This window comes from Methylobacterium radiodurans (genome assembly GCF_003173735.1).
Classification (GTDB): domain Bacteria; phylum Pseudomonadota; class Alphaproteobacteria; order Rhizobiales; family Beijerinckiaceae; genus Methylobacterium; species Methylobacterium radiodurans.
In genome coordinates this window covers 4,937,053-4,962,302 of record NZ_CP029551.1, presented here as the reverse complement: position 1 = coordinate 4,962,302, position 25,250 = coordinate 4,937,053, and the positions used below count along the sequence as shown (strand labels likewise).

At 71.6% G+C, this 25,250-nt stretch carries 20 protein-coding genes; 14 read left to right on the top strand and 6 right to left on the bottom strand.

What is annotated here, in order from left to right; genetic code table 11:
- Positions 1-50: 50 nt before the first annotated feature.
- Positions 51-3,479: an SbcC/MukB-like Walker B domain-containing protein gene (locus tag DK427_RS23270; RefSeq protein ID WP_109953459.1), complete on the top strand. Its 3,429-nt coding sequence runs from the start codon at positions 51-53 to the stop codon at positions 3,477-3,479.
- A 207-nt stretch (positions 3,480-3,686) separates the two neighbouring features.
- Here DK427_RS23270 and DK427_RS23265 read toward each other — a convergent pair whose 3' ends face one another.
- The gene (locus DK427_RS23265; protein ID WP_109953458.1) at positions 3,687-4,949 is read right to left on the bottom strand and encodes an ABC transporter substrate-binding protein; all 1,263 of its coding nucleotides are present in this window, start codon (positions 4,947-4,949) and stop codon (positions 3,687-3,689) included.
- A 291-nt stretch (positions 4,950-5,240) separates the two neighbouring features.
- On the opposite strand from DK427_RS23265, the gene DK427_RS23260 reads away from it, so the two are divergent.
- The 4 genes from DK427_RS23260 to DK427_RS23245 all read left to right on the top strand — a co-directional run bounded on the left by DK427_RS23260 (position 5,241) and on the right by DK427_RS23245 (position 11,076).
- Positions 5,241-5,894, top strand: coding sequence for a protein-L-isoaspartate O-methyltransferase family protein (locus DK427_RS23260; protein WP_109953457.1), 654 nt, complete (start codon positions 5,241-5,243; stop codon positions 5,892-5,894).
- A 199-nt stretch (positions 5,895-6,093) separates the two neighbouring features.
- Positions 6,094-7,518, top strand: coding sequence for a TolC family outer membrane protein (locus DK427_RS23255; protein WP_109953456.1), 1,425 nt, complete (start codon positions 6,094-6,096; stop codon positions 7,516-7,518).
- A gap of 222 nt (positions 7,519-7,740) precedes the next feature.
- Complete coding sequence (locus DK427_RS23250) at positions 7,741-8,265, top strand: PopZ family protein (RefSeq protein WP_109953455.1); 525 nt, start codon at positions 7,741-7,743, stop codon at positions 8,263-8,265.
- 96 nt (positions 8,266-8,361) lie between these two features.
- Positions 8,362-11,076, top strand: coding sequence for a valine--tRNA ligase (locus DK427_RS23245; protein ID WP_109953454.1), 2,715 nt, complete (start codon positions 8,362-8,364; stop codon positions 11,074-11,076).
- 4 nt (positions 11,077-11,080) lie between these two features.
- Here DK427_RS23245 and sugE read toward each other — a convergent pair whose 3' ends face one another.
- On the bottom strand, positions 11,081-11,395 hold the full coding sequence (gene sugE / locus DK427_RS23240) for a quaternary ammonium compound efflux SMR transporter SugE (RefSeq protein WP_109953453.1): 315 nt from the start codon (positions 11,393-11,395) through the stop codon (positions 11,081-11,083).
- 176 nt (positions 11,396-11,571) lie between these two features.
- Between sugE and DK427_RS23235 the strand changes: the two genes are divergently transcribed.
- The 3 genes from DK427_RS23235 (at position 11,572) to kdsA (ending at position 14,594) form a co-directional block, all read left to right on the top strand.
- Positions 11,572-13,086, top strand: a complete 1,515-nt coding sequence (locus DK427_RS23235) for a Do family serine endopeptidase (RefSeq protein WP_109953452.1) — start codon at positions 11,572-11,574, stop codon at positions 13,084-13,086.
- Between the two features lie 83 nt (positions 13,087-13,169).
- On the top strand, positions 13,170-13,712 hold the full coding sequence (locus tag DK427_RS23230) for a hypothetical protein (RefSeq protein WP_109953451.1): 543 nt from the start codon (positions 13,170-13,172) through the stop codon (positions 13,710-13,712).
- Between the two features lie 9 nt (positions 13,713-13,721).
- The gene (kdsA, locus tag DK427_RS23225) at positions 13,722-14,594 is read left to right on the top strand and encodes a 3-deoxy-8-phosphooctulonate synthase (protein WP_109953450.1); all 873 of its coding nucleotides are present in this window, start codon (positions 13,722-13,724) and stop codon (positions 14,592-14,594) included.
- A gap of 130 nt (positions 14,595-14,724) precedes the next feature.
- Here the strand turns inward: kdsA and DK427_RS23220 are convergent, their stop codons facing one another.
- Positions 14,725-15,789, bottom strand: coding sequence for a GSCFA domain-containing protein (locus DK427_RS23220; protein WP_109953449.1), 1,065 nt, complete (start codon positions 15,787-15,789; stop codon positions 14,725-14,727).
- An 81-nt stretch (positions 15,790-15,870) separates the two neighbouring features.
- Here DK427_RS23220 and DK427_RS23215 point away from each other — a divergent pair, with 81 nt between their 5' ends.
- A complete protein-coding gene (locus tag DK427_RS23215) occupies positions 15,871-16,896 on the top strand; it encodes a WcbI family polysaccharide biosynthesis putative acetyltransferase (RefSeq protein WP_109953448.1) in 1,026 nt (341 codons plus the stop codon).
- Positions 16,897-16,899: 3 nt separating this feature from the next.
- On the opposite strand, the gene DK427_RS23210 is transcribed toward DK427_RS23215, so the two are convergent.
- Positions 16,900-17,295: a response regulator gene (locus DK427_RS23210; protein ID WP_109954337.1), complete on the bottom strand. Its 396-nt coding sequence runs from the start codon at positions 17,293-17,295 to the stop codon at positions 16,900-16,902.
- A 407-nt stretch (positions 17,296-17,702) separates the two neighbouring features.
- Here DK427_RS23210 and pal point away from each other — a divergent pair, with 407 nt between their 5' ends.
- The 5 genes from pal to glmM all read left to right on the top strand — a co-directional run bounded on the left by pal (position 17,703) and on the right by glmM (position 23,836).
- Positions 17,703-18,218, top strand: coding sequence for a peptidoglycan-associated lipoprotein Pal (gene pal / locus DK427_RS23205; protein WP_109953447.1), 516 nt, complete (start codon positions 17,703-17,705; stop codon positions 18,216-18,218).
- Between the two features lie 124 nt (positions 18,219-18,342).
- Positions 18,343-19,308 (top strand): tol-pal system protein YbgF, encoded by a 966-nt coding sequence (gene ybgF, locus DK427_RS23200; protein WP_109953446.1) that lies wholly within the window; start codon positions 18,343-18,345, stop codon positions 19,306-19,308.
- Positions 19,305-20,315 (top strand): tRNA lysidine(34) synthetase TilS, encoded by a 1,011-nt coding sequence (gene tilS, locus DK427_RS23195; RefSeq protein WP_109953445.1) that lies wholly within the window; start codon positions 19,305-19,307, stop codon positions 20,313-20,315. Before ybgF ends, tilS begins: the two co-directional genes overlap by 4 nt.
- A gap of 81 nt (positions 20,316-20,396) precedes the next feature.
- Positions 20,397-22,319 (top strand): ATP-dependent zinc metalloprotease FtsH, encoded by a 1,923-nt coding sequence (gene ftsH, locus DK427_RS23190; protein WP_109953444.1) that lies wholly within the window; start codon positions 20,397-20,399, stop codon positions 22,317-22,319.
- A 176-nt stretch (positions 22,320-22,495) separates the two neighbouring features.
- Complete coding sequence (gene glmM / locus DK427_RS23185; protein ID WP_109953443.1) at positions 22,496-23,836, top strand: phosphoglucosamine mutase; 1,341 nt, start codon at positions 22,496-22,498, stop codon at positions 23,834-23,836.
- Between the two features lie 6 nt (positions 23,837-23,842).
- Here glmM and DK427_RS23180 read toward each other — a convergent pair whose 3' ends face one another.
- Together DK427_RS23180 and DK427_RS23175 are read right to left on the bottom strand one after the other, a co-directional pair.
- Complete coding sequence (locus tag DK427_RS23180) at positions 23,843-24,469, bottom strand: TPM domain-containing protein (protein ID WP_109953442.1); 627 nt, start codon at positions 24,467-24,469, stop codon at positions 23,843-23,845.
- Positions 24,459-25,238 (bottom strand): TPM domain-containing protein, encoded by a 780-nt coding sequence (locus DK427_RS23175; RefSeq protein WP_109953441.1) that lies wholly within the window; start codon positions 25,236-25,238, stop codon positions 24,459-24,461. The genes DK427_RS23180 and DK427_RS23175 overlap by 11 nt, the downstream gene beginning before the upstream one ends.
- Between the last annotated feature and the right edge of the window lie 12 nt (positions 25,239-25,250).

The following is a 25,250-nucleotide window of genomic DNA, read 5'->3' as shown; positions in this document are numbered from 1 at the left end:
TGCCCGCACAGGGCGCCACGCTTCCGCAACCCCCGCTATGGCAAGACAGGGTGTACCGTCTCACCGACATCGCGATCTCGAACTGGTACCTCATCCGCCGCGAGCAGATCCGCGTGCGCGGCGCGACGGCGCTCGTCGGCCCGACAGGGGCCGGCAAGTCCACGATCTTCGACGCGGTCGGCACGGTGCTGGCCGGCAACAACGCGAGCCGGCTCGCCCTCAACGCCTCCGCGTCCGGCCGCAGCGCCCGGACGGTGCGCGACTACTGCCTCGGCTGGATCAGCGACCCTGCCGAGGGCGGGCGCCCGACCCGCGAGGCCTGCGAGACGGTGCTGGTCCTCGTCTTCGAGAACGAGCACACGGGCCGGGTCGTCTCGGTCGGGCTGGCGCTCGCCGCGCGTGCCGGCGAGAGCCGCGAGACCGTGCTGTCGCGCTTCATCGCGACCGGCCACCGCTTCGAGATCGGCGACTACGCCCGCCAGAACGGGGAGGGCAGCTACACCGCACCCTGGAGCGAGATCGCCGCTGACCTGCGCCGACGCTCCGAGAGCTTCGAGGAGTTCCGCTCCTCGGGCGAGCGCTTCACCGCGGAGCTCCTGGCGACGCTGCGCGAGGGCGCGCCGGTGCCGGACCCGCGCCATTTCCTGCGCAGCTTCGCCAACGCGGTCGCCTTCAAGCCGATCTTCGACACCAGCGCCTTCGTGCGCGCCTTCGTGCTCGACGCCGAGCCCCTCGACGTCGCGCGGGTGCGCCAGTCCGTCGAGAACTGGCGGGCGCTCCTCGACACCATCGCCGAGCTGGAGCTGAAGCTCGGCCGCCTGCGCCGCCTGCTCGGCCGCTACGAGGCTTGGGGCGACGCGGTGCTGGCGGCCGTGATCCACGAGGCGCGGGCGGCCAGCATCGAGCTGCGCCGCCGCTGCGTCGATCTGCTGGCGATCCGCACCCGCCTCTCGGAGGGCGCCGACGCGCTGCGCATCGCCCGCGAGAGCGTCGCGTCGAGCCGCGGCTACGTCCGCGACATCGACGCCGAGATCGCCGAGAAGAAGGCGCTGGTGGCAGCGCAAGCCGCGGAAGGGCGGCTCGCCGCCTCGAATCTCGGCCTCTCCATGCTGGACCGCGACCGGCGCGACCTGACGCTGCGCGTCACCGACCTCGTCGGCCTCGTTCTGCAGATGGGCAAGCTCCAGCCCGTCGCGTCCCTGCTGCGCCCGGAGGCGCCGGACGCGGCCTCCCTCGCCGAGGCCTGCGCCCGCTCCGGCCTGCGCAAGGAGGCGCCGCTGGCGGACCTCTTGCGGGGCGATGGCCAGCTCGCGACGCTGGTCGAGCGGCTCGGCCGCCTCGGGCCCTTCGAGGAGGTGCTGGAGCGCGCCGCCGAGGATACGGGCCTGCGCGCCCGCGCCAAGGAGGCAGAGGCCGAGCGCACCGCCCCGGCGCCGGTCTCGGGATCCGCCGCGCGCCTCTCCTCCGACACGGTGGCGTTCCGCAACGAGCTGGCGCGGCGCGGCATCGACGCGACGCCGATCTGCGAGCTCGCCGAGATCGTCGATCCGGTCTGGGGTCAGGCGCTCGAGGGCCTGCTCGGCCGCGCCCGCGAGGCCCTGGTGGTCGAGCCGCACCATCTCGACGACGCCTTCGGGGTGCTCCAGCAGAACCGCGACCGCTTCAGCCGCTGCATCCTGGTCAAGACCACGGACACCGCCCGCCAGAGGCCCCGCCGCTACGACGACGGGCCGATGGCGGTGATCGAGACGCAGGACCCGCACGCGGAGGCGTTCCTCGGCGTCCGGCTCGGCGGCTACGACCTCGCCAAGAACGACGCCGAGCTGAAGCATCTCGCCCGCGCCGTGGCGCCCTCCGGCCGCACCACCGCGGGCATGGCCTACACGGTTACGCGCTCGGTCGACCTCCTGATGACCCGCGGCCAGCGCGGCCCCACCGCCGACAGCCGGCGCCAGCACGAGGCGGCCGTGGCCGAGGCGCGGCGCCTGCGCAACGAGGCCGTGGTCCTGCGCGAGGCCGCCCGCACGGCCGCCGCGATCCGCGTCCGGATCGAGCGCGGCCTGGAGGACGTCGACACGCTCCGCGCCGAGGTCGACGGGCTGGAGGGGCGGCGCAAGACCCTGGCTACCGAGCGCGAAAACCTCTCGAAGCAGGATGCGGGCGGGATCGAGGCCGAGATCAAGGCACTCAACGGCGAGCGCGTCGCCTATCTGCGCGAACTTTCAGAGGAGCTGGAGCCCAAGCTCGACCGCCTGCTCGCCGACGAGGCGGCGCTGAAGGCGCGCCAGGGCTCGGCCCGCGAGGCGGCCCGCGCGGCGCTCAGCGCCCGCCGCGGCGCGATCAACCGGCTCGGCACGGGCGACGCCATGCGGGTGCGCCTGCTGCGCGAGACCCCGCCGGACTTCTCGGGCGTCGCCTCCGTGCGGCGGGACCTCGCCGGGCTCGACGGCAAGGGGATGAGCGCGCGGGCGGCGACCGAGCGCACGCTCGCCCGCGAGGCCGCCGAGACCGCGCGCGCGCAGGGACGCGCCGCCGAGCGCGACCTCACCGAGTACTGCGCGCAGTGGCGCATCGCGAACCCGCTGGGGCAAGGCGAGGCCCCGGCGAGCCTCGGCTACGACTTCGCCAAGCGCGAGCACGACGCGGTGGCGGGCCACGAGCTGCGCCGCTACCGCGCCCAGGCCGAGCGGGCCGAGGGCGAGATGCGCCGCCTGATGACCGAGGACCTGCTGACGCGGCTGGCCGACAAGTTCGAGCGCGTCCAGGCCCGGCTCGACGCGTTGAACGAGCGCCTGTCGTCGCGCAGCTTCACCGGGCAGACCTACGCCTTCGAGGCGGCGGTCGACCGGCGCTACGCCGCGGTGCACGCGCTGGCGACCGAGGTCGCGCGCTCGGCCGACGCCGCGCAGGCGCTCCTCGTCTCGGAGGAGGGCGGTGCGATGGCGGCGGCGCTGGAGGAGATCCAGGCGCTGATCGGGGGAGCCGAGGACGCGGCGCGGCTCGCCGACTACCGCAACTACTTCGTGTACGAGATCGGTATGCGCGGCCGGGACGGCTCGCGCACCACCATGTCGAGCCGGGCGCTGCGCGGCTCCGGCGGCGAGGCGCAGGCGCCCTTCTACGTGGCGATCGCGGCGTCCCTCGCCAGCGCCTACTATCCGGGCGACCGGCCGGGCGACGAGAATCCGGGCCTCGGCCTCTGCCTCCTCGACGAGGCCTTCTCAAAGCTCGACGTGCGCAACAGCCAGGCGCTGGTCGATCTCTACGGCGCCTGGGGCCTGCAGCTCCTGATCGCCGCTCCGGAGGACAAGCGCACCACGCTCACCGAGGTGATGGACACCATCGTGACCGTCTACAAGAGCCCGGACCTGAAGGCGGTGCGGATCGAGTCGGAGCATCCCCTGGAGGCGGCCAAGCGCGCGCTCGCCCAGATCAATCCGGAGCGGCACGGGATCGACGGCGCGGCGACCGAGGCCTGAAGCGGCCCGGTGATGCGGGCCCGGAAGGGGGGCGCCGCCGACACGAAAGCGATCGGGAGGAAAGATTCGGTCGGCGACGCCGGCCGGACGAGAGGGGGGATAACTCATCCGACTGGCTGCCAGACTAGGTGCGCTGCAACCGGCCGCATTCACATATGGCAAGGCTCGGTTGAAAAATCGAGCCTTGCACAACTTCGAGCGGCAGGGTCAGGGCGCCCGCGCGGTGGTCAGCGTGCAGCCGCTCTCCTCCAGCTTGGCGTACGCCTCGGGTCCCGGGATCGTCGCGAGCAGGCGGTAGAGGTCCCACGGCCCCTTCGATTCGGCGGGCTTCTTCACCTCGAACAGGTACATGTCGTGCACCATGCGGCCGTTCGGCAGCACCGTGCCGCCCTTGGCGAAGACATCATCGACCGGCATCGTCCGCAGCTTGGCGTTGACCGCATCGGTCTCGTCGGTGCCGGCCGCCTTCACGGCCTTGAGGTATTGCAGCACCGCCGAGTAGGTGCCGGTATGGACCATGTTGGGCATCTTGCCGGTGCGCTTCATGAAGCGCTGCCCGAAGGCCCGGGTCTCGTCGTTGAGGTCCCAGTACCAGCCCTCGGTGAGCGTCAGCCCCTGCGCGACCTGGAGCCCGAGACCGTGCACCTCGGCCAGGGTGAAGAGCAGCGCGGCCAGCCGCTGCCCTCCTTGCGTGATACCGTACTCCGCCGCCTGCTTGATGGCGTTCGAGGTGTCGAGGCCGGCATTGGCCAGCCCGATCACCTTGGCGCCCGATCCCTGCGCCTGGAGCAGGAACGAAGAGTAGTCCTGCGCCGCCAGCGGGTGACGAACCCCGCCCACGACCTTGCCGCCCTTCGAGGTGACGTAGCGGGTGACCTCGGCCTCCAGCGAGTGGCCGAAGGCGTAGTCGGCCGTCAGCATGAACCAGGTATTGCCGCCCTGTTGCACCAGCGCGCCGCCGGTGCCGACAGCGAGCGCCCGGGTGTCGTAGGCCCAGTGGTAGCCGTAGGTCGAGCACTGCTTGCCGGTGAGGTCGCTGGTGGCCGCCCCCGTGGTGATGGTGATCCGCTTCTTCTCCTTGGAGAGCCCTTGTACGGCCAGCGCCACCGAGGAGGTGGTCAGCTCCATGATGGCGTCGACCTTGTCCCGATCGTACCATTGCCGCGCGATGCCGGACGCGATGTCGGCCTTGTTCTGGTGGTCGGCCGAGACGATCTCGATCGGCGCGCCGTTCACGCTGCCGCCGAAATCCTCGACCGCCATGCGGGCCGCCTCGATCGAGGAGCGGCCGCCGAACTCGGCGTAGACTCCGGACTGGTCGTTGAGGATGCCGATGCGCACGGCGCCATCCGAGATGCCTTGCGCGGCGACTGGGCTCGCGAGGAGCGCTGTTGCGGGCAGCGCGGTGGACAAAGCGGTGGACAGTGCGGCGGCGAGCGCCCGGCCGAGACCCGGCCGTGTCGTTGTCATGCGTTCCTCCCGAAGGATCGTCTTCTCTGGGACGGCCACGCGTGGCGAATCGGGCCGTCATGACAGCGTAGGCTGCCGCCCGGGCGCAGCGCCAGCCGCAGAGGCGACAACAACGATCGGTTGAATGCGGCCGGCCCGCAGTAAGGCGCGGGAAGTGGTGGACCTCTCGCTTAACCATAGCGGTTAACCTTGCGTTTCGGCGGCTGATCCATGAAAAGCCCGGTGCTCCGGAAGCTGCGCCGTGCGGCGCCGGTGCAAGGCCACCGTCCCGGGTCGAGGAAAGACGATCCCATGCTCGATTACGCGCAGGCGCGACGCCTGATGGTCGATTGCCAGCTGCGGACGTTCGACGTGAACGACAACGCGGTGCTGGACGCCTTCGATTCCGTCCCGCGCGAGCGCTTCGTCCCACCGGGCCGCGAGACCTTCGCCTACATCGATCAGACGCTCCGCTTCGCCGGGACCGACGCAGAGGCACGCTGCCTGCCGGCCCCGATGGTGCTGGCCCGGATGATCCAGGCGCTCGCCATCCGGCCGGGCGATCGGGCGCTCGACGTCGCCGGCGCCTACGGCTACGCGGCGGCGATCATGGCGCGACTCGGCGCCGCCACGACCCTGCTGGAACCGGCCGCCGACCTCGCTGCCGGCGCGCGCGAGCGCCTGGCCGGAGAGGTCGAGGTCGTGGACGGTGCGCTCGCGGCCGGCGCGCCGGCGGGCGCGCCCTTCAACGCCATTCTGGTCAACGGTCGGGTGGAGGTGCGGCCTCAGAGCCTGCTCGACCAGCTCGCGGACGGCGGCCGCCTCGTCTGCGTGCTCGGTCCGGATCGGGCCGCCAAGGCGACGCTGTTCGTCCGGGCCGGCGACGCCTTCGGATCGCGGCCGATCTTCGACGCGGCGCTTCCCGCGCTCGCGGCCTTCGCCGCGGAGGCGGGCTTCGCCTTCTGACCCGGCGACGCGACTGTCGCCTTTATACGCCACCCGGACAAGATTCAGGTGCAGCGCCGCGGACAGCCTGGGCGCCGCGGCCTAGCATCGGTTAAGGTCAGGCCAGGGCGGGCTTGATCGGGTAAGCGCAGCGTAACGCGCAGCCGTCGCGTTTCGGCGGCCATCCGAGACAATCGAGAAACCGCAAGGGCTGTTCGACGTGAGAAGACGTACACCTGCGACGCGTGCCGCGTTCCGGCTGGCCGGCCTTGCCGTCACCGCCGGTCTCACGGCCGGACTCCCCGGGCAAGCCGCGGCCGAGTCGCTGGAGAGCGCGCTCGCCAAGGCCTATGCCGGCAACCCGCAGCTCAACGCGAGCCGCGCGCTGACCCGCGTGCGCGACGAGGACGTCGCCATCGCCCAGTCTGGCTACCGTCCGACGGTCGGCATCAACGTCCAGGCCGGTGTGACCCAGACGGAGGGCAACACGCTCTCCGCCCAATCCATCACCGGTGGAGCGGGCCGTAGCATCGCCATCCTGACGAAGCCCGCCACGGCCGGCATCACCATCAACCAGAACCTGTTCAACGGGTTCCAGACCGACAACAACACGCGCCGCGCCGAATCCGGCGTCTACAGCCAGCGCGAAACCCTGCGCTTCACCGAGCTGAGCACCCTGTACAGCGCCGTTCAGGCCTACATGAACGTGCTCTCGGACACCGCCACGCTGGAACTGCGCCGCAACAACGTCGAGGTGCTGGAGGAGCAGCTGCGCCAAACGCGCGACCGCTTCAACGTCGGCGAGGTCACCCGCACCGACGTCGCCCAGGCCGAGGCGCGCCTCGCCGGCGCGCGCGCCGAGGTGAGCGCGGCCGAGTCGCAGCTGCGCACCAGCATCGGCGTCTACCGCCAGATCATCGGGGTCGATCCGCGTCAGCTCGCCCCCGGCCGGCCCCTCGACCGCTACGTGCCGGCGAGCCTCGATGCGGCCATCGCGATCGGCCTGAAGGAGCACCCTCAGATCCTCTCAGCGCTCCACGCGGTCGACGCCTCCGAGGCGCAGGTGAAGGTCCTGGAAGGTGCGCTCGCGCCGCAGCTCAGCGTTCAGGGCGCGGTGCAGCAGTTCTACGACCAGCAGCTTCCGAACACGCAGGGCGTCGCTGCCTCGATCCTCGGCCGCCTGACCATCCCGATCTACCAGGGCGGCCAGGAATACGCCCAGATCCGCCAGGCAAAGGAGACGGTCGGCCAGACCCGCATCCAGGCCGAGTTCGTGCGCGATCAGGTGCGCGCGCAGATCGTCAGCTTCTGGGGCAACCTGGAGGCAGCCAAGGCCCGCGTGATCGCCTCGCAGGCCCAGGTCCAGGCCAACGAGGTGGCGCTGAACGGCGTGCGCGAGGAGGCCCGCGTCGGCCAGCGCACCACGCTCGACGTGCTGAACGCACAGCAGGAGCTGCTCAACGCCCGCGTGAACCTGATCGTGGCCCAGCGCGATCGGGTGATCTTCTCCTACGGCGTGGTGCAGTCGATCGGCCGCCTGACAGCTCGCTTCACGGCCGTGCCGGTGGCGCTCTACAGCCCCAAGACGCACTTCGATCAGGTCAAGGATCTGTGGTTCGGCGTCGGCACGCCGGACGGTCGCTGACGCGGCCGGCCCGGCGGATCGCATCTCTCCCGAGCGGATTATCCAGAGTGGATTTCCCCGGGACTGTGCTCCGGACGCGCTTGTACGGTTAGCCAAGCGTGAAATACTGGCGCTAGCCGATGCGGATCGGCGTCAGAACACCCCCGCCCGAGCGCCGTCCGGATGAGTGCAGCGAGCCCAAAGATTCAGGACAAGTCGGCGGAGAAGGCGCACGAGCCTTCGATGGAGGAGATCCTCGCCTCGATCCGCCGGATCATCGCCGACGATCAGGCGGCCAAGCCCGCGGAGCCCGCTCCCAAGCTCGCCGCGGTCCCGGAGCCCGACGACGTGCTCGACCTCGCCGAGTTCGCCGAGCCGGCTCCTGCGCCGAAGCCCGCCCCGCTCGATCCCGACCCGCTCGACTTCGGTGTCGACGAACTCGACTTCGACGCGATCAGCGTCGAGCCGGACCCCGTACCGGAGCCGCCCGCGCCTCCGCCGCCGCTGCCCCAGGCCCGCGCGCCCGAGCCGGCTTTCGCCGAACCGACGACGGCCGAGCCCCTGATCTCGGCCGCGACCGATGCCAGCGTGAACAGCGCCTTCAACGCGCTCGCCCACACGGTTCTGTCGCGCAACGCCCGGACGCTGGACGACCTCGTCGCCGAGATGCTGCGGCCGATGCTCAAGGCGTGGCTCGACGACAACCTGCCGGTGATGGTGGAACGGCTGGTCCGCGCCGAGATCGAACGGGTCTCGCGCGGGCGCTGATCCCGCCTCGGATGGGCGTGCCGTGTTGACGGGACGCCCGCGACGGGTTGAAAGCGGGCAGCTTCCAGACACGCCCGCGATCGGCCCGAACATCCCATGATGGACAAGACCTTCGACCCCGCCGCCGTCGAGGCGCGCGTCTCCGGCGCCTGGGAGGCGGAGGGCGCCTTCCGCGCCGGCCGGCCCGAGCGCGCCGGGGCCGAGCCCTACTGCATCGTCATCCCGCCGCCAAACGTGACGGGCACGCTCCATATGGGGCACGCCCTCAACAACACCCTGCAGGACGTGCTCTGCCGCTTCGAGCGGATGCGGGGCAAGGACGTGCTCTGGCAGCCCGGCACCGACCATGCCGGCATCGCCACCCAGATGGTGGTGGAGCGCAAGCTCGCCGCCGACGGCGAGCCGGACCGCCGCAGCCTCGGCCGCGAGGCCTTCCTGGAGCGGGTCTGGGCCTGGAAGGCGGAGTCGGGCGGCGCGATCGTCAACCAGCTCAAGCGGCTCGGCGCCTCCTGCGACTGGTCGCGCGAGCGCTTCACCATGGACGAGGGGCTCTCGGCCGCCGTCCTCAAGGTGTTCGTGGACCTGCACGCGCAGGGGCTGATCTACCGCGACAAGCGCCTCGTGAACTGGGACCCGAAGTTCCAGACCGCGATCTCCGACCTCGAGGTCCAGCAGATCGAGACCAAGGGCCATCTCTGGCACTTCGACTATCCGGTCGTGGACGAAAATGGCGCCGAGACCGGCGCGGTCATCACGGTCGCCACGACCCGCCCGGAGACGATGCTCGGCGACACGGCGGTCGCGGTCCACCCGGAGGACGAGCGCTATACCGCGCTGGTCGGCAAGCGGGTGCGCCTGCCCCTCGTCGGTCGCCTGATCCCGATCGTGGCGGACGCCTATTCCGACCCCGAGAAGGGCACCGGCGCGGTGAAGATCACGCCCGCGCACGACTTCAACGACTTCGAGGTGGGCAAGCGCCACGGCTGCGCGCTGATCAACGTGCTCGATCCCGAGGCCCGCATTCTCATCGACGGCAACGCCGCCTTCCTGGCGGATGCCGCGCCCGAGGCCGAGACGCTGGCGCTCCACGGCCTCGACCGGGCCGAGGCGAGGAAGCGCGTCGTCGCCCTGATGGAGGAGCGCGGCCGCCTGCGCCAGATCGAGCTGAACATCCACGCGGTGCCGCACGGCGACCGTTCGGGCGTCGTGATCGAGCCCTACCTCACCGACCAGTGGTACGTGAACGTCAAGCCGCTGGCCGAGCGCGCGCTCCAGGCGGTGCGCGACGGGCAGACCCGCTTCGTGCCGGACAACTACGAGAAGATCTTCTTCCAGTGGCTGGAGAACATCGAGCCCTGGTGCATCTCGCGCCAGCTCTGGTGGGGCCACCAGATCCCTGTCTGGTACGACGACGAGGGCGGCATCTACGTCGCGCCGGACGAGGCCGGGGCGCTGGAGAAGGCCGAGGCCGCGCGCGGCCGGCCGGTCGCGCTCACCCGCGACCCGGACGTCCTCGACACGTGGTTCTCCTCCGGCCTCTGGCCCTTCTCCACGCTCGGCTGGCCGGAGAACACCACGGAACTCGCCCGCTTCTACCCGACCAGCACGCTGGTGACCGGCAAGGACATCCTGTTCTTCTGGGTCGCCCGCATGATGATGCTGGGGCTCCACGTCACCGACCGGGTGCCGTTCGCGACCGTCTACCTGCACACGCTGGTGCGCGATGCGTCGGGTGCCAAGATGTCGAAGTCGAAGGGCAACGTCGTCGATCCGCTCGGGCTGATCGACCAGTACGGCGCCGACGCGCTGCGCTTCACCCTCGCCGCGATGGCGGCGCAGGGCCGCGACATCAAGCTCGCGGTCAACCGCGTCGAGGGCTACCGCAACTTCGCGACGAAGCTCTGGAACGCCGCCCGCTTTGCGGAGCTCAACGGCTGCCGGCTCGATCCGGCCTTCCAGCCGGAGGATGCGCGCCAGCCCGTCAACCGCTGGGCGCTCGGCGAGGCGGCCCGCGCGGTCGCGGAAGTCGAGGCCGCGCTCGACGCCTACCGCTTCAACGACGCGGCCACCGCCGCCTACCGCTTCGTCTGGAACATCTTCTGCGACTGGTATCTCGAACTGGCCAAGCCCGTACTGCAGGGCGAGGGCGTCGATGCGGGCCTGAAGGCCGAGACGCAGGCCAGCATCGCCTTCCTGATCGACCAGATCGCCAAGCTCCTGCACCCCTTCATGCCCTTCCTCACGGAGGAGCTCTGGGCGATCAAGGGCGCGGGGCTGCCCGGGCGCGGCCTGCTTGCGCTCGCCCCCTGGCCGGCGCTCGCCGGCCTCGCCGATCCCCGGGCGGAGGCGGAGGTCGGCTATGTAGTCGATCTGGTGACCGAGGTCCGCTCCGCCCGCTCCGAGACGAGTGTGCCGGCCGCCGCCCAGGTGCCGCTGGTGATCGTCGGCGCGAGCCCGGAGGTGCGCGCCCGGATCGAGGCGTGGCGCGACACGCTGGTGCGCCTCGCCCGGCTCTCCGACATCACCTTCGCCGAGACCGCACCGAAGAACGCCGTGCAGCTCCTCGTGCGCGGCAGCGTCGCGGCCCTGCCGCTGGAGGGCATCGTGGACCTCGCCGCCGAGGTCGCCCGCCTGCACAAGGAGGCCGCCAAGGCCGAGGGCGAGATCCGCAAGATCGACGGCAAGCTCGGCAACGCGGACTTCATCGCCCGCGCGCCCGAGGAGATCGTGGAGGAGAACCGCGAGCGCCGCGACGCGGAGAGCGAGCGGCTGGCCAGGATCCGCGAGGCGCTGAGCCGGCTGGAGACGTGAGGCCTCAGCTCGCGAACTTCAGCCCCGCGATCCCGGCCACGATCAGCCCGATGCAGGCGATCCGGGCGGCGGTCGCGGGCTCGCCGAACAGCACGATGCCGAGGATCGCCGTGCCCACCGCGCCGATGCCGGTCCAGACCGCGTAGCCGGTCCCGACCGGCAGGGTGCGCAGCGCGATCGAGAGCAGCACCACGCTCGCCGCCATCGTGGCGAGCGTCAGCACCGAGGGCACGAGCTTCGTGAAGCCCTCCGTATATTTCAGGCCGATCGCCCAGCCGGTCTCCAGCAGGCCGGCGAGGAAGAGGATGATCCAGGCCACGGTTCCGCATCTCCCGAGGTTGCCCGCGCTCTGTGCGCGATCGGCGCGCGCGAACCAACCCCGGGGCCGAACCTGACCAAAGCGTAATCCGCCAGCCACGGGCGGGTCAGGGGCGCCCCGGTAGGACGGTCTCATCGCCGCTCGCGCGGCGCAGAGCTTCCCGACCGGAGATCCCGATGCCCGAGACCCGTACCCAGCGCCGCGCCCTCGCTTCCGTGGCCGCAGCCGCCCTCGTGACGACCGGGGCGATCGGCGGCGCCTACCTGCCCGCCGCCACCCCGGCCTATGCCCAGGCCCTGCCCAAGACCCCGATCGAGGCGCCCGAGCACCCGCCGGGCTCGTTCGCCAACATCGTCGACAAGGTGAAGCCCGGTGTCGTCTCGGTGAAGGTCAAGCTCGACGACACGGCGAGCGCGGACGACGACGACGGCCCCGGCCAGAGCGGCCGCAACATGCAGAACGTGCCGCCGCAGCTGCGCGAGTTCTTCCGCCGCTTCGGCCAGAATGGGGCTCCGGGCGGCCCGCAGCAGCGCGGCGGCAGCCGCGGCGCCGTGGGCTCGGGCTTCATCATCTCGGCCGACGGCTACGTGGTGACGAACAACCACGTGGTCGATCACAGCAAGACCGTGCAGGTGACCCTCGACGACGGCCGCACGCTCGACGCCAAGGTCATCGGAAAGGATTCCAAGACCGACATCGCCCTCCTGAAGATCAAGGAGGCCGGCAGCTACCCCTACGTCCAGTTCGGCAAGGGCGCGCCCCGCGTCGGCGACTGGGTGGTGGCGATCGGCAACCCGTTCGGCCTCGGCGGCACGGTCACGGCCGGCATCGTCTCGGCCCGCGGTCGCGACATCGGCGCCGGCCCCTACGACGACTTCCTGCAGATCGACGCCCCGATCAACAAGGGCAACTCGGGTGGTCCCACCTTCAACGTCAACGGCGAGGTGGTGGGCGTGAACACCGCGATCGCCTCGCCGTCCGGCGGCAGCGTCGGCCTCGCCTTCGCGATCCCGGCCGAGACCGTCCAGGCCGTGGTCGAGCAGTTGCGCACCGACGGCAAGGTCGCCCGCGGCTATCTCGGCGTGCAGGTCCAGCCGGTGACGCAGGACATCGCCGAGGGCCTGGGCCTGGCCAAGCCCAAGGGCGCTCTGGTCGATCACGCCGAGGACGGAACGCCCGCCGCGAAGGCCGGCCTCAAGTCCGGCGACGTGATCGAGAAGGTCAACGGCGAGCCGATCAACGACGCCAAGGAGCTGTCGCGCAAGATCGCCGGCCTCAAGCCGGGTTCCAAGGTCGAACTCGCCTACCTGCGCGGCAGCAAGAGCGACACCGCGACGGTGACGCTCGGATCGCTCCCGACCGACGGCAAGGTGGCGAGCCGGGGCAGCGGCGAGGAGTCGAACGGCCAGCCGCGGCTCGGCCTGAGCCTCGCTCCCGCCTCCGAGGTCGGCCTCGCCGACCAGGGCGTCGCGGTGGTCGAGGTCGACCCCGACGGGCCGGCCGCCGCCAAGGGCATCGAGCAGGGCGACCTGATCCTCGATGTGGGCGGCCAGAGCGTCAGCAAGCCCTCGGAGGTCGCCGCGCAGATCCGCTCCGCCGAGAGCGCCGGCCGCAGGGCGGTGCTGATGCGGGTCAAGAACGGCAAGGGCGTCACCCGATTCGTCGCGGTGCAGCTCAACAAGGCGGGCTGACCGCAGGTTCGCCCGACGATCAACGGGAAGGCGCCGTCCGGCAGCGGGCGGCGCCTTCCTGGCTTCCGCGCCCCTGTTCACCGATGCCGGACGCGGGCTACATCGATGCCATGCGCGCCGCCCCGCTCCTTCTCGCTCTCGCCTGCCTGTCCGCCACCCCGGCGCGCGCGGATTCCTGCGACGCGCTCACCGCGCGGGTGATCCGCGTGACGGGCGCCTCGCTCGCGGGCCGGGCGGAGCCCGGCGCGGTGTTCCGGGCAGCGGACGCCGACCGGATGAGCCTCGATTGCCGGGCGCCCGCCCGGATCGTGATCGGTTCGGCCGAGCGCCGGCCGCCGGTCGGCTGGTTCACGCTGGTGGGGCTCGCGGCCGAGTCGCTGGGCAGGGCTCGGCTCCGGGACGCGCAGGTGGCGGCGCTCAACCTGCACCAGGACGCGCTGCTCGCCGGGGCGCCGATGCTGGCCCAGGTCGACGACGTGGCGATCCGCTGCGAGGCCGGCCCCGGCGCTGTGGCCCTCTCCGGCTGGGCCAGCCTCTGCGTGGTGGAGCGGCGGCGCGAGCGGCCGGGACGGCGGGGCGCCCTCGTGCGCAAGGCCGCCCTTCCGCAGGCGCGCCCGGCCGGTTAGACCGGCGCCATGTCGGACTCAGTCTCGCCTATCCCAGCCACCGCGCCCGCCACCGTGAAGGTCGGCGGCGCCGCCTTCGGCAACCACCTGCCGCTCGCCCTCATCGCCGGCCCCTGCCAGCTCGAGGGACGCGCCCACGCCCTGGAGATCGCCGCCGCCCTGAAGGCGATGGCCGAGGCGCGCGGGATCGGCCTCGTCTTCAAGGCCTCCTTCGACAAGGCCAACCGCACCTCCGGCATCGCCGCCCGCGGCCTCGGCCTGGAGGGCGCGCTGCCGATCTTTGCCGAGATCCGCGAGACGCTGGGGCTGCCGGTGCTGACCGACGTGCACGCGGCCGAGCAGTGCGCGCCGGTCGCCGAGGTGGTGGACGTGCTGCAGATCCCGGCCTTCCTCTGCCGCCAGACCGACCTGCTGCTCGCCGCCGCGCGCACCGGCCGGGCGGTCAACGTCAAGAAGGGCCAGTTCCTCGCGCCTTGGGACATGCAGCACGTTGCCGCCAAGGTGACGCAGGCCGGCAACCCGAACGTCTTGGTCACCGAGCGCGGCGCCTCCTTCGGCTACAACACGCTCGTCTCCGACATGCGCAGCCTGCCGATCATGGCCCGCGTCACCGGCGGCGCGCCCGTGGTGTTCGACGCGACCCACTCGGTGCAGCAGCCGGGCGGGCAGGGGGCAAGCTCCGGCGGCCAGCGCGAGTTCGTCGCCGTTCTCGCCCGCGCCGCGGTCGCGGTCGGCGTGGCGGGCGTCTTCATCGAGACCCATCCTGATCCCGACCGGGCCCCTTCGGACGGCCCGAACATGGTGGCGCTGCCGGACATGCCGGCCCTGCTCGACGAACTCGTCGCCTTCGACCGGCTGGCGAAGGCGCGGCCCGCCGCCTGAGCCGGCGTCCGGGCGCCCCCTTCGTCGTCGCGTCCGAGCCGTCGAGCCCAAGCCATCGTCCGGGTTCGCCCGCGGCGCCCCGGACTGACGATGGAGGGATCCTGACCGATCCGGTCGGCCGGGAACGGGATCACGCCACGCTGCGCTCGATCTGCTCCTCGTCGCAGATCACGCCCGCGCTGCCCTCGAACTCCGCGGTGATGTCGGCCGCGGCCTGGACCGGGGCCGGGACGGCGCGGTCCTTCGCGAAGGTCTGCAGGAACAGGCGCATCACGTGGCGCACGCCCGCGTCGTTGATGGTGCGCTGGTCGTCGTTGTAGTAGCGGCCCGCGTTCACGTTGCTGGTGACGATGTCGTAGGCGGGGAAGTACACGGCCCGCGGGTCGCCGGTGCAGACCTCGCCGGCCGCCACGCGCAGCACCGACTTGGAGTAGCTGTTCGACTCCATCACGTGTCGGTCCATGTAGGTCGCGATCATCGGCACGGGCGAGACCGTGAAGATCACCCGCGCGGCCGGGTTCACGCTCCAGAGCCGGTCGAGGAAGCCGCGTAGATCCCCCAGCACCTCCGCCGCGCCCGCATTGACGCACTCGTAGAGGTCCGGGTCGAAGGTGCCGCCCGCGACCCCCGGCGCCAGCGGCAGCGCGGCCCCGTCGGCGCGCCAGCGCCAGCCCTCGGTGAGGCCGAGCGTCAGCACGAAGACGTCCAGGGTCTCGAACAGGCGGCGCACCTCGGCGAGGTGCGCGTCGCGGGCGGCGATCACCTCCGCCTCGCTGGCGAAGCCGTCAGGCTCGACGGTCGGCCGGAACGGATCGACGTAGCGCCCGTCCTCGCGCAGCCACGCCGTCAGCTCGGGCTCGAACCGGCCGTAGGCCCGGTCGAAGAGCTGCACGAACTGGCGCGTGTAGTAGAGGTTGCCGTAGCGGGCCGAGAAGGTGCCGAACTGGCGGGCATTGGCCTCGTTGCCGCTCATGCCGGGCGCGGGCGCCTCGGTGAGGTAGTAGTTGAACCCGGCCTCCCGCAGGGCCTCGGCGACGCGCTGGGCGAAGCAGGAGCCGCCGGTCGCGACCTTGTCGGTCCGGGCGATCGCGAAGGTCTCCTTGGGGTGCGGGTTGACCGCGAAGGGCGGCACGTTGGTGACGACCTTGCGCCAGAATCGCTCGGCCGGTAGACCCGTATACGGATTTGAAGCCAACTTCCCGATCCTTCGTCCGATGCGGTAAGAGCGTCTCGCATAGACCGCGAACCCCGCTCCCGCGAGACCCCCGGCACAGCCTTGGCCATCAGCGATCTGCCCCGGCGCGCCCGCAGCGCGTTCTCCTTGTCGGCGCCATCCTGGGCAAGACCGTGGCGCGCGAAGGCGGTCGATGACGGGCGCAAGGGTCCGAGCATCGCAGTGCTGGGCAACTGCCAAGGGCGCGGCGTGGCGCAGGCGATGCGGCTCTTCGCTCCCGAGAGCCCGGTCCGCTATCTCTCGATGGGCACGCTCCGGCGCGACCACGGCACGCTCGACGGGCTCGCGGCGACGCTCGCGGGCTTCGACCACGTCTATTCCCAGGCCTTTCCGGGCGGTTTGCTGCCGGGCGGCGACAGCGGCACGCTGTTCGCGCGCGAGAAGCGCCTGAAGATGTTCCCGACGATCGTGTTCTCGGCCTTCCACCCGGACATGGTCTATGCCGGGCGCACCCAGAACCTCGCCGACCAGAAGCTCGCGGCCTCGCCGCTCGGCCAGTACCACTCGGCGATCGCGCTCTGCGCCCACCGCCTCGGCCTCACCGTGGCGCAGACCGCGAGCCTGTTCCGGGAGGACGTATTCCAGCGCCTCGGATATTTCGACCACTGGGACCCGGCGGTGCGCGAGCTGGTCACAAGCTCGGCGGGCATTGGCTTCGGCCTGGAGCGCGAGGTCGGCCGCTGGAGTCGCCGCGGCGCCTTCATGCACGTGATCAACCACCCGAAGGCCTACGTCATCGGCGACATCGCCCGGCGGCTGCTCGCCGAGAGCGGGTTCACGCCCGAGCCCGTCGCGGTCGAGGACTACCTCGGCGACGAGCTGGTCCACGACGTGGTCTGGCCGGTCTACCCGCCGGTGGCGGAGCAGTTCGGCATCACCGGCTCCTACCTGTTCAAGCGCAAGCCCCGCGGGGCGGCCTTCCCGGTCCTCTACGATCTGGAGGGCTTCATTGCGGCAAGCTTCCAGCTCTACGACGATGCCGCGCCAGGCGACCTCGCCTGTCCGCGCGTCGAGACCTGGGCAACCTCGCCCTGGATCGCCGAGATCTTCCTGGCGGCGAAGGGGTAGAACTCAGCCCGCGGCCCGCAGGCCCTGGTCCGACACGCCGTCGCGCATCATCCGGAACAGGGCGTTCACCTCGCGGATCTGGAACGGCTTGCGCAGGTAGAGGCTGCCCGGCACCGCCCGCGGTGGCAGCTTCGGGGCCGTCGAGGTGTAGACCACCGGCCGGTCGGGATGGGCGGCCCGGAACGTCTCCGCCACGGTCCAGCCGTCGATCAGGCCCGGCAGGTTGATGTCGGTGAACAGCCAGTCGATCGTCGCGCCGCGCTCCCGCAGGATCGTCAGCGCGGCCTCGCCGCTCGAGGCCTCGATGACCTGCGTGCCATGCGACGCGCAGAGCTGCGTGATGATCTCCAGGAGCATGAAGCTGTCCTCGACCACGAGGACGTTGTGTACAGGGCGCATCGTTCGAACCATTCCGTCGATCCGGCTGAATTCGCGGCCCTCTTGGTTGAAGAAGGGTTAAACCCCTCGGCGAGGACTGTTCTCCAGCCCCTGTCCTGTAGCGTCTGCGCAACGCTCGACCCGGATCGAGACGAGAAAACCCTGCATCGCCGCCGCGATGCCGCATTCCGGGCCTGTAAGCGCGGCCGTGGTGCGGTGCCGAAGGGCCGGCGCCGCGCCCCGGGCCGGACGGGGTGCGCGGGCACACGGCGGAGCGCCGCGAAGCCTGATCGAAAGCTCCTGTCAAGGTTGACGGAACCACTGCTTAACCGGGCCGGCCTATGAGGGTCGCAAGACACACGCAGCGGATGCGCCTTGAAGACCGGTTGCCGGCCTCGGGTGCCCGCCTCCAGGAGTTGAGACCAGCCATGACCGTTTCCCCGCGCCTGCGCGCCGTCTCCCTCGGCCTCGCGCTCTGCGCGGCGCTCGGCCTCGGCGCCTGCTCGAAGGACTCGAACCTCGCCGACGCCTCGGGCTTCGGCGCGGGCGGCGGCGCCGGCGGTGCGGGCGTGCCCGGCAGCGCCCAGGACTTCGTCGTGAACATCGGCGACCGCGTCTTCTTCGAGTCCGACTCGACCGACCTGACGCCGACCGCGACCGCTACCCTCGACAAGCAGGCCGCCTGGCTCCAGCGCTACCCGCGCTACAGCTTCCTCATCGAGGGCCACGCCGACGAGCGCGGCACCCGCGAGTACAACTTCTCGCTCGGCGCCCGCCGCGCCCAGGCGGTGAACGACTACCTCGCCTCCCGCGGCATCGCGGCCGGCCGGATGCGGACCGTCTCCTACGGCAAGGAGCGCCCGGTCGCGGTCTGCAACGACATCTCCTGCTGGTCGCAGAACCGCCGCGCCGTCACGGTGCTCGACCGCGGCGCCGGCTCGTAAGCCAAGCTCTTAAGCTTTACCGCGGCGCCGCATTTTTGCCGCGGCGCCGCGCATCTGCTACCGGCAGGCCGCGCCGGCGCGAGATCGCCGGCGCGGCCTGCCGCAACGTCCGGTGCCGACATCCATGCTCCGCCGCCTCCTGCTCTCGACCGCCCTCGTCCTCGCCACCGCGCTGCCGGCCGCGTCCCAGGACGCCTCCGAGTTCGTGGTGCGCCTCGGCCGCCTGGAGAACCAGTCGCGGATGATGGCCGGCCAGATCGAGACCCTCCAGTACGAGAACCGTCAGCTCAAGGAGCAGCTGCGCAAGTTCCAGGAGGACGTCGAGTACCGCCTGAACGAGAAGAGCGGCGCCAAGCCCTCCGGTGGGACGGGCCCGGTCAACGGCACGAATCCGGGCGCGGCCAAGCCGCAGAAGCGCGGTGACGCCTTCGACCCAGAGCAGAATCCCGGTCAGCCCGGCGCCCCGCGCCAGCTCGGCAGCACGGCGCCCTCCGCGCCCGTCGCCGTCGCCCCGCCCGTCACCCAGACACCTGCGCCGGTCGCGCGCCGCCTGCCCCAGGGCGCGATCGACGATGCCGAGGAGGCCGAGGCCGCCGCCCCCGGCTACGACGAGCCCGTCGACCTCGCGCCGCCGGCCCGCGTCGGCACCACCGGCGCCCTGCCGGCCCGCCCGAGCGCCAGCGTCGCGGCCACGGGCACGGGCGACGCCCGCTCGGACTACGAGACCGCCCTCGTGAATATCCAGGCCCGGCGCTACGAGCAGGCCGAGATGGATCTGCGCCAGTTCATCCAGTCGCACCCGCGCGACACGAACGTGCCGGCCGCGACCTACTGGCTGGGCGAGAGCTACCTGCAGCGCAACCGCAACCGCGAGGCCGCGGAGCAGTTCCTGAAGGTCTCGACCGACTATGCCCGCTCGCCCCAGGCGCCCGAGGCGATGCTGAAGCTCGGCGTCTCCCTGAACGCGCTCGGCGCCCGCGAGCAGGCCTGCGCCACCCTGGCCGAACTCGAGCGCAAGTTCCCCTCCGCCGGCCCCGGCGTACGCCAGGGCGTGGCGCGCGAGCAGAAGCGCGCCCGCTGCACCGCTTGAGCGGCGAGCCGGGCGACGCCCTCCGGGCGGCGCTCGCGCCGCATCTGACGGAACCCTGCCTGCTCGCCGTCTCGGGCGGGCCGGATTCCACCGCCCTGATGCACGCCGCGGCCGAAACCTGCGACCCGGCGACACTGCGCGCCGCGACGGTCGATCACGCGCTCAGGCCCGAGGCGCGGGCGGAGGCCGAGGCGGTCGCCCGGCAAGCCGCCGCGCTCGGCATCTCGCACAGCATCCTCACCTGGGAACCGGACGGTCCGCCCCCCCGAACCGGAATCCAGGCCGCGGCGCGCGCGGCGCGTTACCGCCTGCTCGCCGCCCACGCCGCGGAGACCGGCGCCGCGCGCCTCCTCACGGCGCATACCCGCGACGATCAGGCCGAGACGGTTCTGATGCGCCTCTGCGCCGGCAGCGGCCCGGCCGGGCTTGCCGGGATGCGGCCCGTCCGCGCGCTCGGCGCCGGGCTGGTCCTCGCCCGGCCCTTCCTCGCCCTACGGAAGGCCGATCTCGTCGCGTGGTGCGAGGCCCGCGGCGTCGCCTACCACCGCGATCCCTCGAATCAGGACGACCGCTTTGCGCGCGCCCGCTTGCGCCGGGTGCTCCCGCTCCTCGCCGGGGAGGGCCTGTCGGCCGAGCGCCTCGCCCGCCTCGCCGAGCGCGCCGCCCGCGACGACGACGCGCTCGGGCGAATCGCCGAGGACGCGCTGTCGCGCCTCGAGCACTCGGGGGAGGGGGCCCTCGATGGGCGCGCCCTCGCGGCCCTGCCCGAGGCGGTCGCCCTCCGGGTGCTCGACCGCGCCCTCGACCGGGCCGGAGCAGCCGCGGGACGGCTCGACCGCCTGGAGCGTCTGGGCGCCGCGCTCCTGCCGGCGCTGCGGGAGGGCCGGGCGCTGCGGCGCACCTTCCGGGGCTTCCTGATCGCGGCCGATCCGGGGGGGACGATCCGTCTCGCTCCGGCACCGCCGCGGGCGGCTCTCCGCGGCGACGACTTACTTGGCAACGGGTAGGCCTCTGCCTACATTGGACGCTGAGTGCCGGATCGCCCGCAGCGCCGGGCGAGGGGGCCTGCACTCGCTAAGGAATGGTCGATGAACCCGAATTTTCGCAATTTTGCCTTGTGGGTCGTCATCTTCCTGCTCGTGCTCGCCCTCGTGACCCTGTTCCAGAACCCGGGTCATCGCGGCGGCGGTAGCGAGATCGCCTACAGCCAGCTTCTGAACGATGCCGATGCCGGCAAGATCCAGTCGGTGGTGATCTCCGGGCAGGATGTCAGCGGCACCTATGTGGGCGGCGGCAACTTCACCAGCTACGCGCCGAACGATCCCGGCCTCGTGTCGAAGCTCCAGGGCAAGGGCGTGCAGATCACCGCTCGGCCCCCGTCTGACAACACGCCCTGGTTCATCCAGCTTCTCGTGAGCTGGCTGCCGATCCTCGTCTTCATCGGCGCCTGGATCTTCCTCTCGCGCCAGATGCAGTCGGGCGCCGGTCGCGCCATGGGCTTCGGCAAGTCGAAGGCCAAGCTGCTGAACGAGGCGCACGGGCGCGTCAGCTTCGACGACGTCGCCGGTGTCGAGGAGGCCAAGGAGGATCTTCAGGAGATCGTCGAGTTCCTGCGCGATCCCCAGAAGTTCCAGCGCCTCGGCGGCCGGATCCCGCGCGGCGTGCTCCTCGTCGGCCCGCCCGGCACGGGTAAGACACTGATCGCCCGCGCGGTGGCGGGTGAGGCCAACGTGCCGTTCTTCACCATCTCGGGCTCGGACTTCGTCGAGATGTTCGTAGGCGTCGGCGCGTCGCGTGTCCGCGACATGTTCGAGCAGGCCAAGAAGAACGCGCCCTGCATCATCTTCATCGACGAGATCGACGCGGTCGGCCGCCATCGCGGCGCCGGCCTCGGCGGCGGCAACGACGAGCGCGAGCAGACCCTGAACCAGCTCCTCGTGGAGATGGACGGTTTCGAGGCTAACGAGGGCGTCATCATCATCGCGGCGACGAACCGCCCCGACGTGCTCGACCCCGCCCTGCTGCGTCCCGGCCGCTTCGACCGCCAGATCATGGTTCCGAACCCGGACGTGACCGGCCGCGAGCGCATCCTGCGCGTTCACGTCCGGAAGGTGCCGCTGGCGCCTGACGTCGACCTCAAGACGATCGCGCGCGGCACTCCGGGCTTCTCGGGTGCAGACCTGATGAACCTCGTGAACGAATCTGCCCTTCTCGCAGCACGTCGCGGAAAACGTATCGTCACGATGCACGAGTTCGAGGACGCGAAGGACAAGGTGATGATGGGTGCGGAGCGCCGCACCTTGGTCATGACCGAGGACGAGAAGCGGCTCACCGCCTATCACGAGGGCGGCCACGCCATCGTCGCCTTCAACGTGCCGGCCACCGATCCCGTCCACAAGGCGACGATCATCCCGCGCGGCCGGGCGCTGGGCATGGTTATGCAGCTCCCTGAGCGCGACAAGCTCTCGATGAGCTACGAGCAGATGACCTCGCGGCTGGCCATCATGATGGGCGGACGCATCGCCGAGGAGATGATCTTCGGTCCCGAGAAGGTCACCTCGGGCGCGCAGTCGGACATCGAGCAGGCGACACGGCTCGCCAAGATGATGGTGACACGCTGGGGCTTCAGCCCCGAGCTCGGTACCGTCGCCTACGGCGACAACAACGACGAGGTCTTCCTCGGCATGTCGATGGGCCGGCAGCAGTCGGTCTCGGAGGCGACCGCCCAGAAGATCGACGCCGAGGTGCGCCGCCTCGTCGAGGCGGGCCTCGAGGAGGCGCGCCGGATCCTCGCCGAGCGCAAGGACGACCTCGAATGCCTCGCGCAGGGCCTCTTGGAGTACGAGACCCTGAGCGGTGAGGAGATCCGCAACCTGCTCAAGGGACAGCCCCCGGTCCGCGACGGCGGCGACGTGCCGCCGACCCCGGCCCGCGGTTCCTCCGTCCCCTCCGCCGGCCGCGGCCGGCCGCGGGAGAACGACGGCGGACTGGAGCCGCAGCCGCAGGGCTGACGAAACGGGGCCGTTCCCGGCCGACGACATCAAAAGGGCGCCTTCGGGCGCCCTTTCCTTTGGAACGAGCGGTGAGCGCCCGCGGGCATTCACCGTAATCGCAATCCATCGACCGGGCACGGCCGGGATCCGGTAGCGTGCGCGTTTGAGATCCGGTCGCTTGCGCGGAGTGGGACGTGCGGAAGTATTTCGGGACCGACGGCATTCGGGGTCGGGCCAACGGCGTGATCACGCCCGAGCTGGCGCTGAAGGTCGGTCAGGCGGCGGGCCTCGTCTTCCAGCGGGGCGACCACCGCCACCGCGTCGTCATCGGCAAGGACACGCGCCTCTCCGGCTACATGATCGAGACCGCCCTGGTCGCGGGCTTCACCTCGGTCGGCATGGACGTGCTGCTGCTCGGCCCCGTGCCGACGCCGGCTGTGGCCATGCTGACCCGCTCGATGCGGGCGGATCTCGGCGTGATGATCTCGGCCTCGCACAACCCCTTCGAGGACAACGGCATCAAGCTGTTCGGGCCGGACGGGTTCAAGCTCAACGACGAGGTCGAGCGCGAGATCGAGGCGCTGATCGACGGCGACCGCAACAAGAAGCTCGCGGGCGCCAACGACCTCGGCCGTGCCAAGCGCATCGAGAGCGTGCACGCCCGCTACATCGAATTCGCCAAGCGCACGCTCCCGCGCCACGTCACCCTGGACGGCCTGCGTGTGGTGGTCGACTGCGCCAACGGCGCCGGCTACCGCGTCGCGCCCGAGACCCTGTGGGAACTCGGCGCCGAGGTCATCGCGATCGGCACGGAGCCCGACGGCTTCAACATCAACCGCGCGGTGGGCTCCACCGCGCCGGCCGCCCTGGTCGAGAAGGTGCGCGAGCGCCGGGCCGATATCGGCATCGCGCTCGACGGTGACGCCGACCGGGTGCTGATCGTGGACGAGAAGGGGCAGGTGGTGGACGGCGACCAGCTCATGGCGGTCGTCGCCCGCTCGTGGAAGGAGGATGCCCTGCTGGCCCAGCCGGGAATCGTCGCCACCATCATGTCGAATCTCGGCCTGGAGCGATTCCTCGGCGGCATCGGCCTCTCGCTCGCCCGCACCGCGGTCGGCGACCGCTACGTGCTGGAGCACATGCGCGAGCACGGCTACAACCTCGGCGGCGAGCAGTCCGGCCACATCATCATGTCGGACTACACCACGACCGGTGACGGGCTGGTGGCGGCGCTCCAGCTCCTCAGCGTGGTGCAGCGGCAGAACCGGCCGGTGAGCGAGGTTTGCCACTGCTTCGACCCGCTGCCGCAGATCCTGAAGAATGTCCGCTATCGCTCGGGCGAGCCCCTGCGCCAGGACAGCGTGGTGACGGCGATTGAGCAGGCCCGCGAGCGCCTCGGCAATGCCGGCCGCCTCGTGATCCGCCCATCCGGCACCGAGCCGGTGATCCGCGTCATGGCCGAGGGCGACGACCGGGATCTGGTCAACGAGGTGGTGGACGAGGTCGTGGACGCCGTGACGAAGGCCGCGGCGTAGCCGGCCTCAGACCTCCACGATGACCCGGTTCGGCAAATCGTCCACCGCGTGGGGCCCGGCCGGCACGTGCTGCGCGAGGCAGGCGCCGAGGCGCTCCACGGCGCCGATCAGGCCCGCCTCCGTCTCGCCGCGGGCGAGCGCCGCCGTCAGTTCCGAGAGCGTGCCGCACCAGGATTCCGTGCCGACGCGCGCCACGATGCCGGCATCGGCCACGATCTCGGCGTGGTGCTCCGCCAGCGCCACGTAGAGGAGAAGGCCCGTGCGGGCGCGGGTACGGTCGAGCCCGCGTGCGTGGAAGGCGCGCACCGCCGCGTCGCGGGCGCGGGCCCGCAGAACTGGGCGCGGCACCAGGGCGAGGCGCAGCCGCTCGGAGAGGCCCGCCGCGAGCAGGGTCGCCACGAGGGCACCCTGCGCGAGAAGGATCGCCGCCGCGCTCCAACGCGTCAGCCAGAGCAGCAGCCAGGGCAGGACGAGGCCGCCCACGAGCGCGGCCGCGAGGGGCGCCGAGCGGTAGAGCCCGGCGCGGGCGCTCACCATCACCACGATCTCGCCCGCGGTGCCGGCCTCCGCGCGGGCCACCGCCTCGGCGATGCGGGCGCGCGCCGCCCGGGACAGGCCGATTTCACCAGTCACCGGACGCTCCTCCGCCACCCGAAGAGCCCCCACCGCCGGAGAACCCGCCGCCGAACCCGCCCGATCCGCCATCGCCCCAGGTGCCGCCGCTCCAGCCGCCGCCGATCGGGCCCGGCAGCACCACGAGGCCGCCGCGGCGCCCGCTCCGGTTCATCCGCCAGACCGCGAACAGGACGACGAGAAACAGGACAACGAAGATCGCGACCTGCGCGGGATCGACCTGATCCTCGCGCACCTCCGGCCGGCGCTGCCACTCCTCCGCATCCTTCGAGAGGATCGACAGGATGCCCTCGACCCCCGCCGAGACGCCGCCCGCGTAGTCGCCCTCCTTGAAGCGGGGGGTGATCGCGCTCGCGATGATCACCCGGGAGAGCGCGTCGGTGAGCGACCCTTCGAGTCCGTAGCCGACCTCGATGCGGACCTTGCGCTCGGTCGGCGCGACGAGCAGGAGGACGCCGTTGTCGGTCTTCGCCTGACCCAGCTTCCAGTGCCGGAACAGGCGGTTGGCGAAATCCTCGACCGTCGTGCCCTGCAGGCTCGTCACGGTCGCGACGACGACCTGATCGGAGGTCTTCTCCTCGTAGGCCTTCAGCCGCGCCTCAAGGGCCGCCCGCCGGTCGGCCGGAAGGATGTTCGCGGCATCGACTACCCGGCCGCTCAGCTCCAGGAAGGTCAGCTCGGCAGCGAGCGCGGGCAGGACCGCGAGCGCCAGCGCGAGGAGGCCGAGGAGCGGCGCGAGGAATCGGATCGTGCGCGGGACGGGCGGCACGCTGGGGAGCGG

Coding starts and splice junctions, on each gene's coding strand:
- DK427_RS23230 (WP_109953451.1), top strand. CDS start 13,170: ATGCCGGACGCGGGCTACATCGATGCCATGCGCGCCGCCCCGCTCCTT.
- DK427_RS23245 (WP_109953454.1), top strand. CDS start 8,362: ATGATGGACAAGACCTTCGACCCCGCCGCCGTCGAGGCGCGCGTCTCC.
- ftsH (WP_109953444.1), top strand. CDS start 20,397: ATGAACCCGAATTTTCGCAATTTTGCCTTGTGGGTCGTCATCTTCCTG.
- DK427_RS23235 (WP_109953452.1), top strand. CDS start 11,572: ATGCCCGAGACCCGTACCCAGCGCCGCGCCCTCGCTTCCGTGGCCGCA.
- pal (WP_109953447.1), top strand. CDS start 17,703: ATGACCGTTTCCCCGCGCCTGCGCGCCGTCTCCCTCGGCCTCGCGCTC.
- kdsA (WP_109953450.1), top strand. CDS start 13,722: ATGTCGGACTCAGTCTCGCCTATCCCAGCCACCGCGCCCGCCACCGTG.
- DK427_RS23260 (WP_109953457.1), top strand. CDS start 5,241: ATGCTCGATTACGCGCAGGCGCGACGCCTGATGGTCGATTGCCAGCTG.
- DK427_RS23265 (WP_109953458.1), bottom strand. CDS start 4,949: ATGACAACGACACGGCCGGGTCTCGGCCGGGCGCTCGCCGCCGCACTG.
- DK427_RS23210 (WP_109954337.1), bottom strand. CDS start 17,295: ATGCGCCCTGTACACAACGTCCTCGTGGTCGAGGACAGCTTCATGCTC.
- DK427_RS23250 (WP_109953455.1), top strand. CDS start 7,741: ATGGAGGAGATCCTCGCCTCGATCCGCCGGATCATCGCCGACGATCAG.
- ybgF (WP_109953446.1), top strand. CDS start 18,343: ATGCTCCGCCGCCTCCTGCTCTCGACCGCCCTCGTCCTCGCCACCGCG.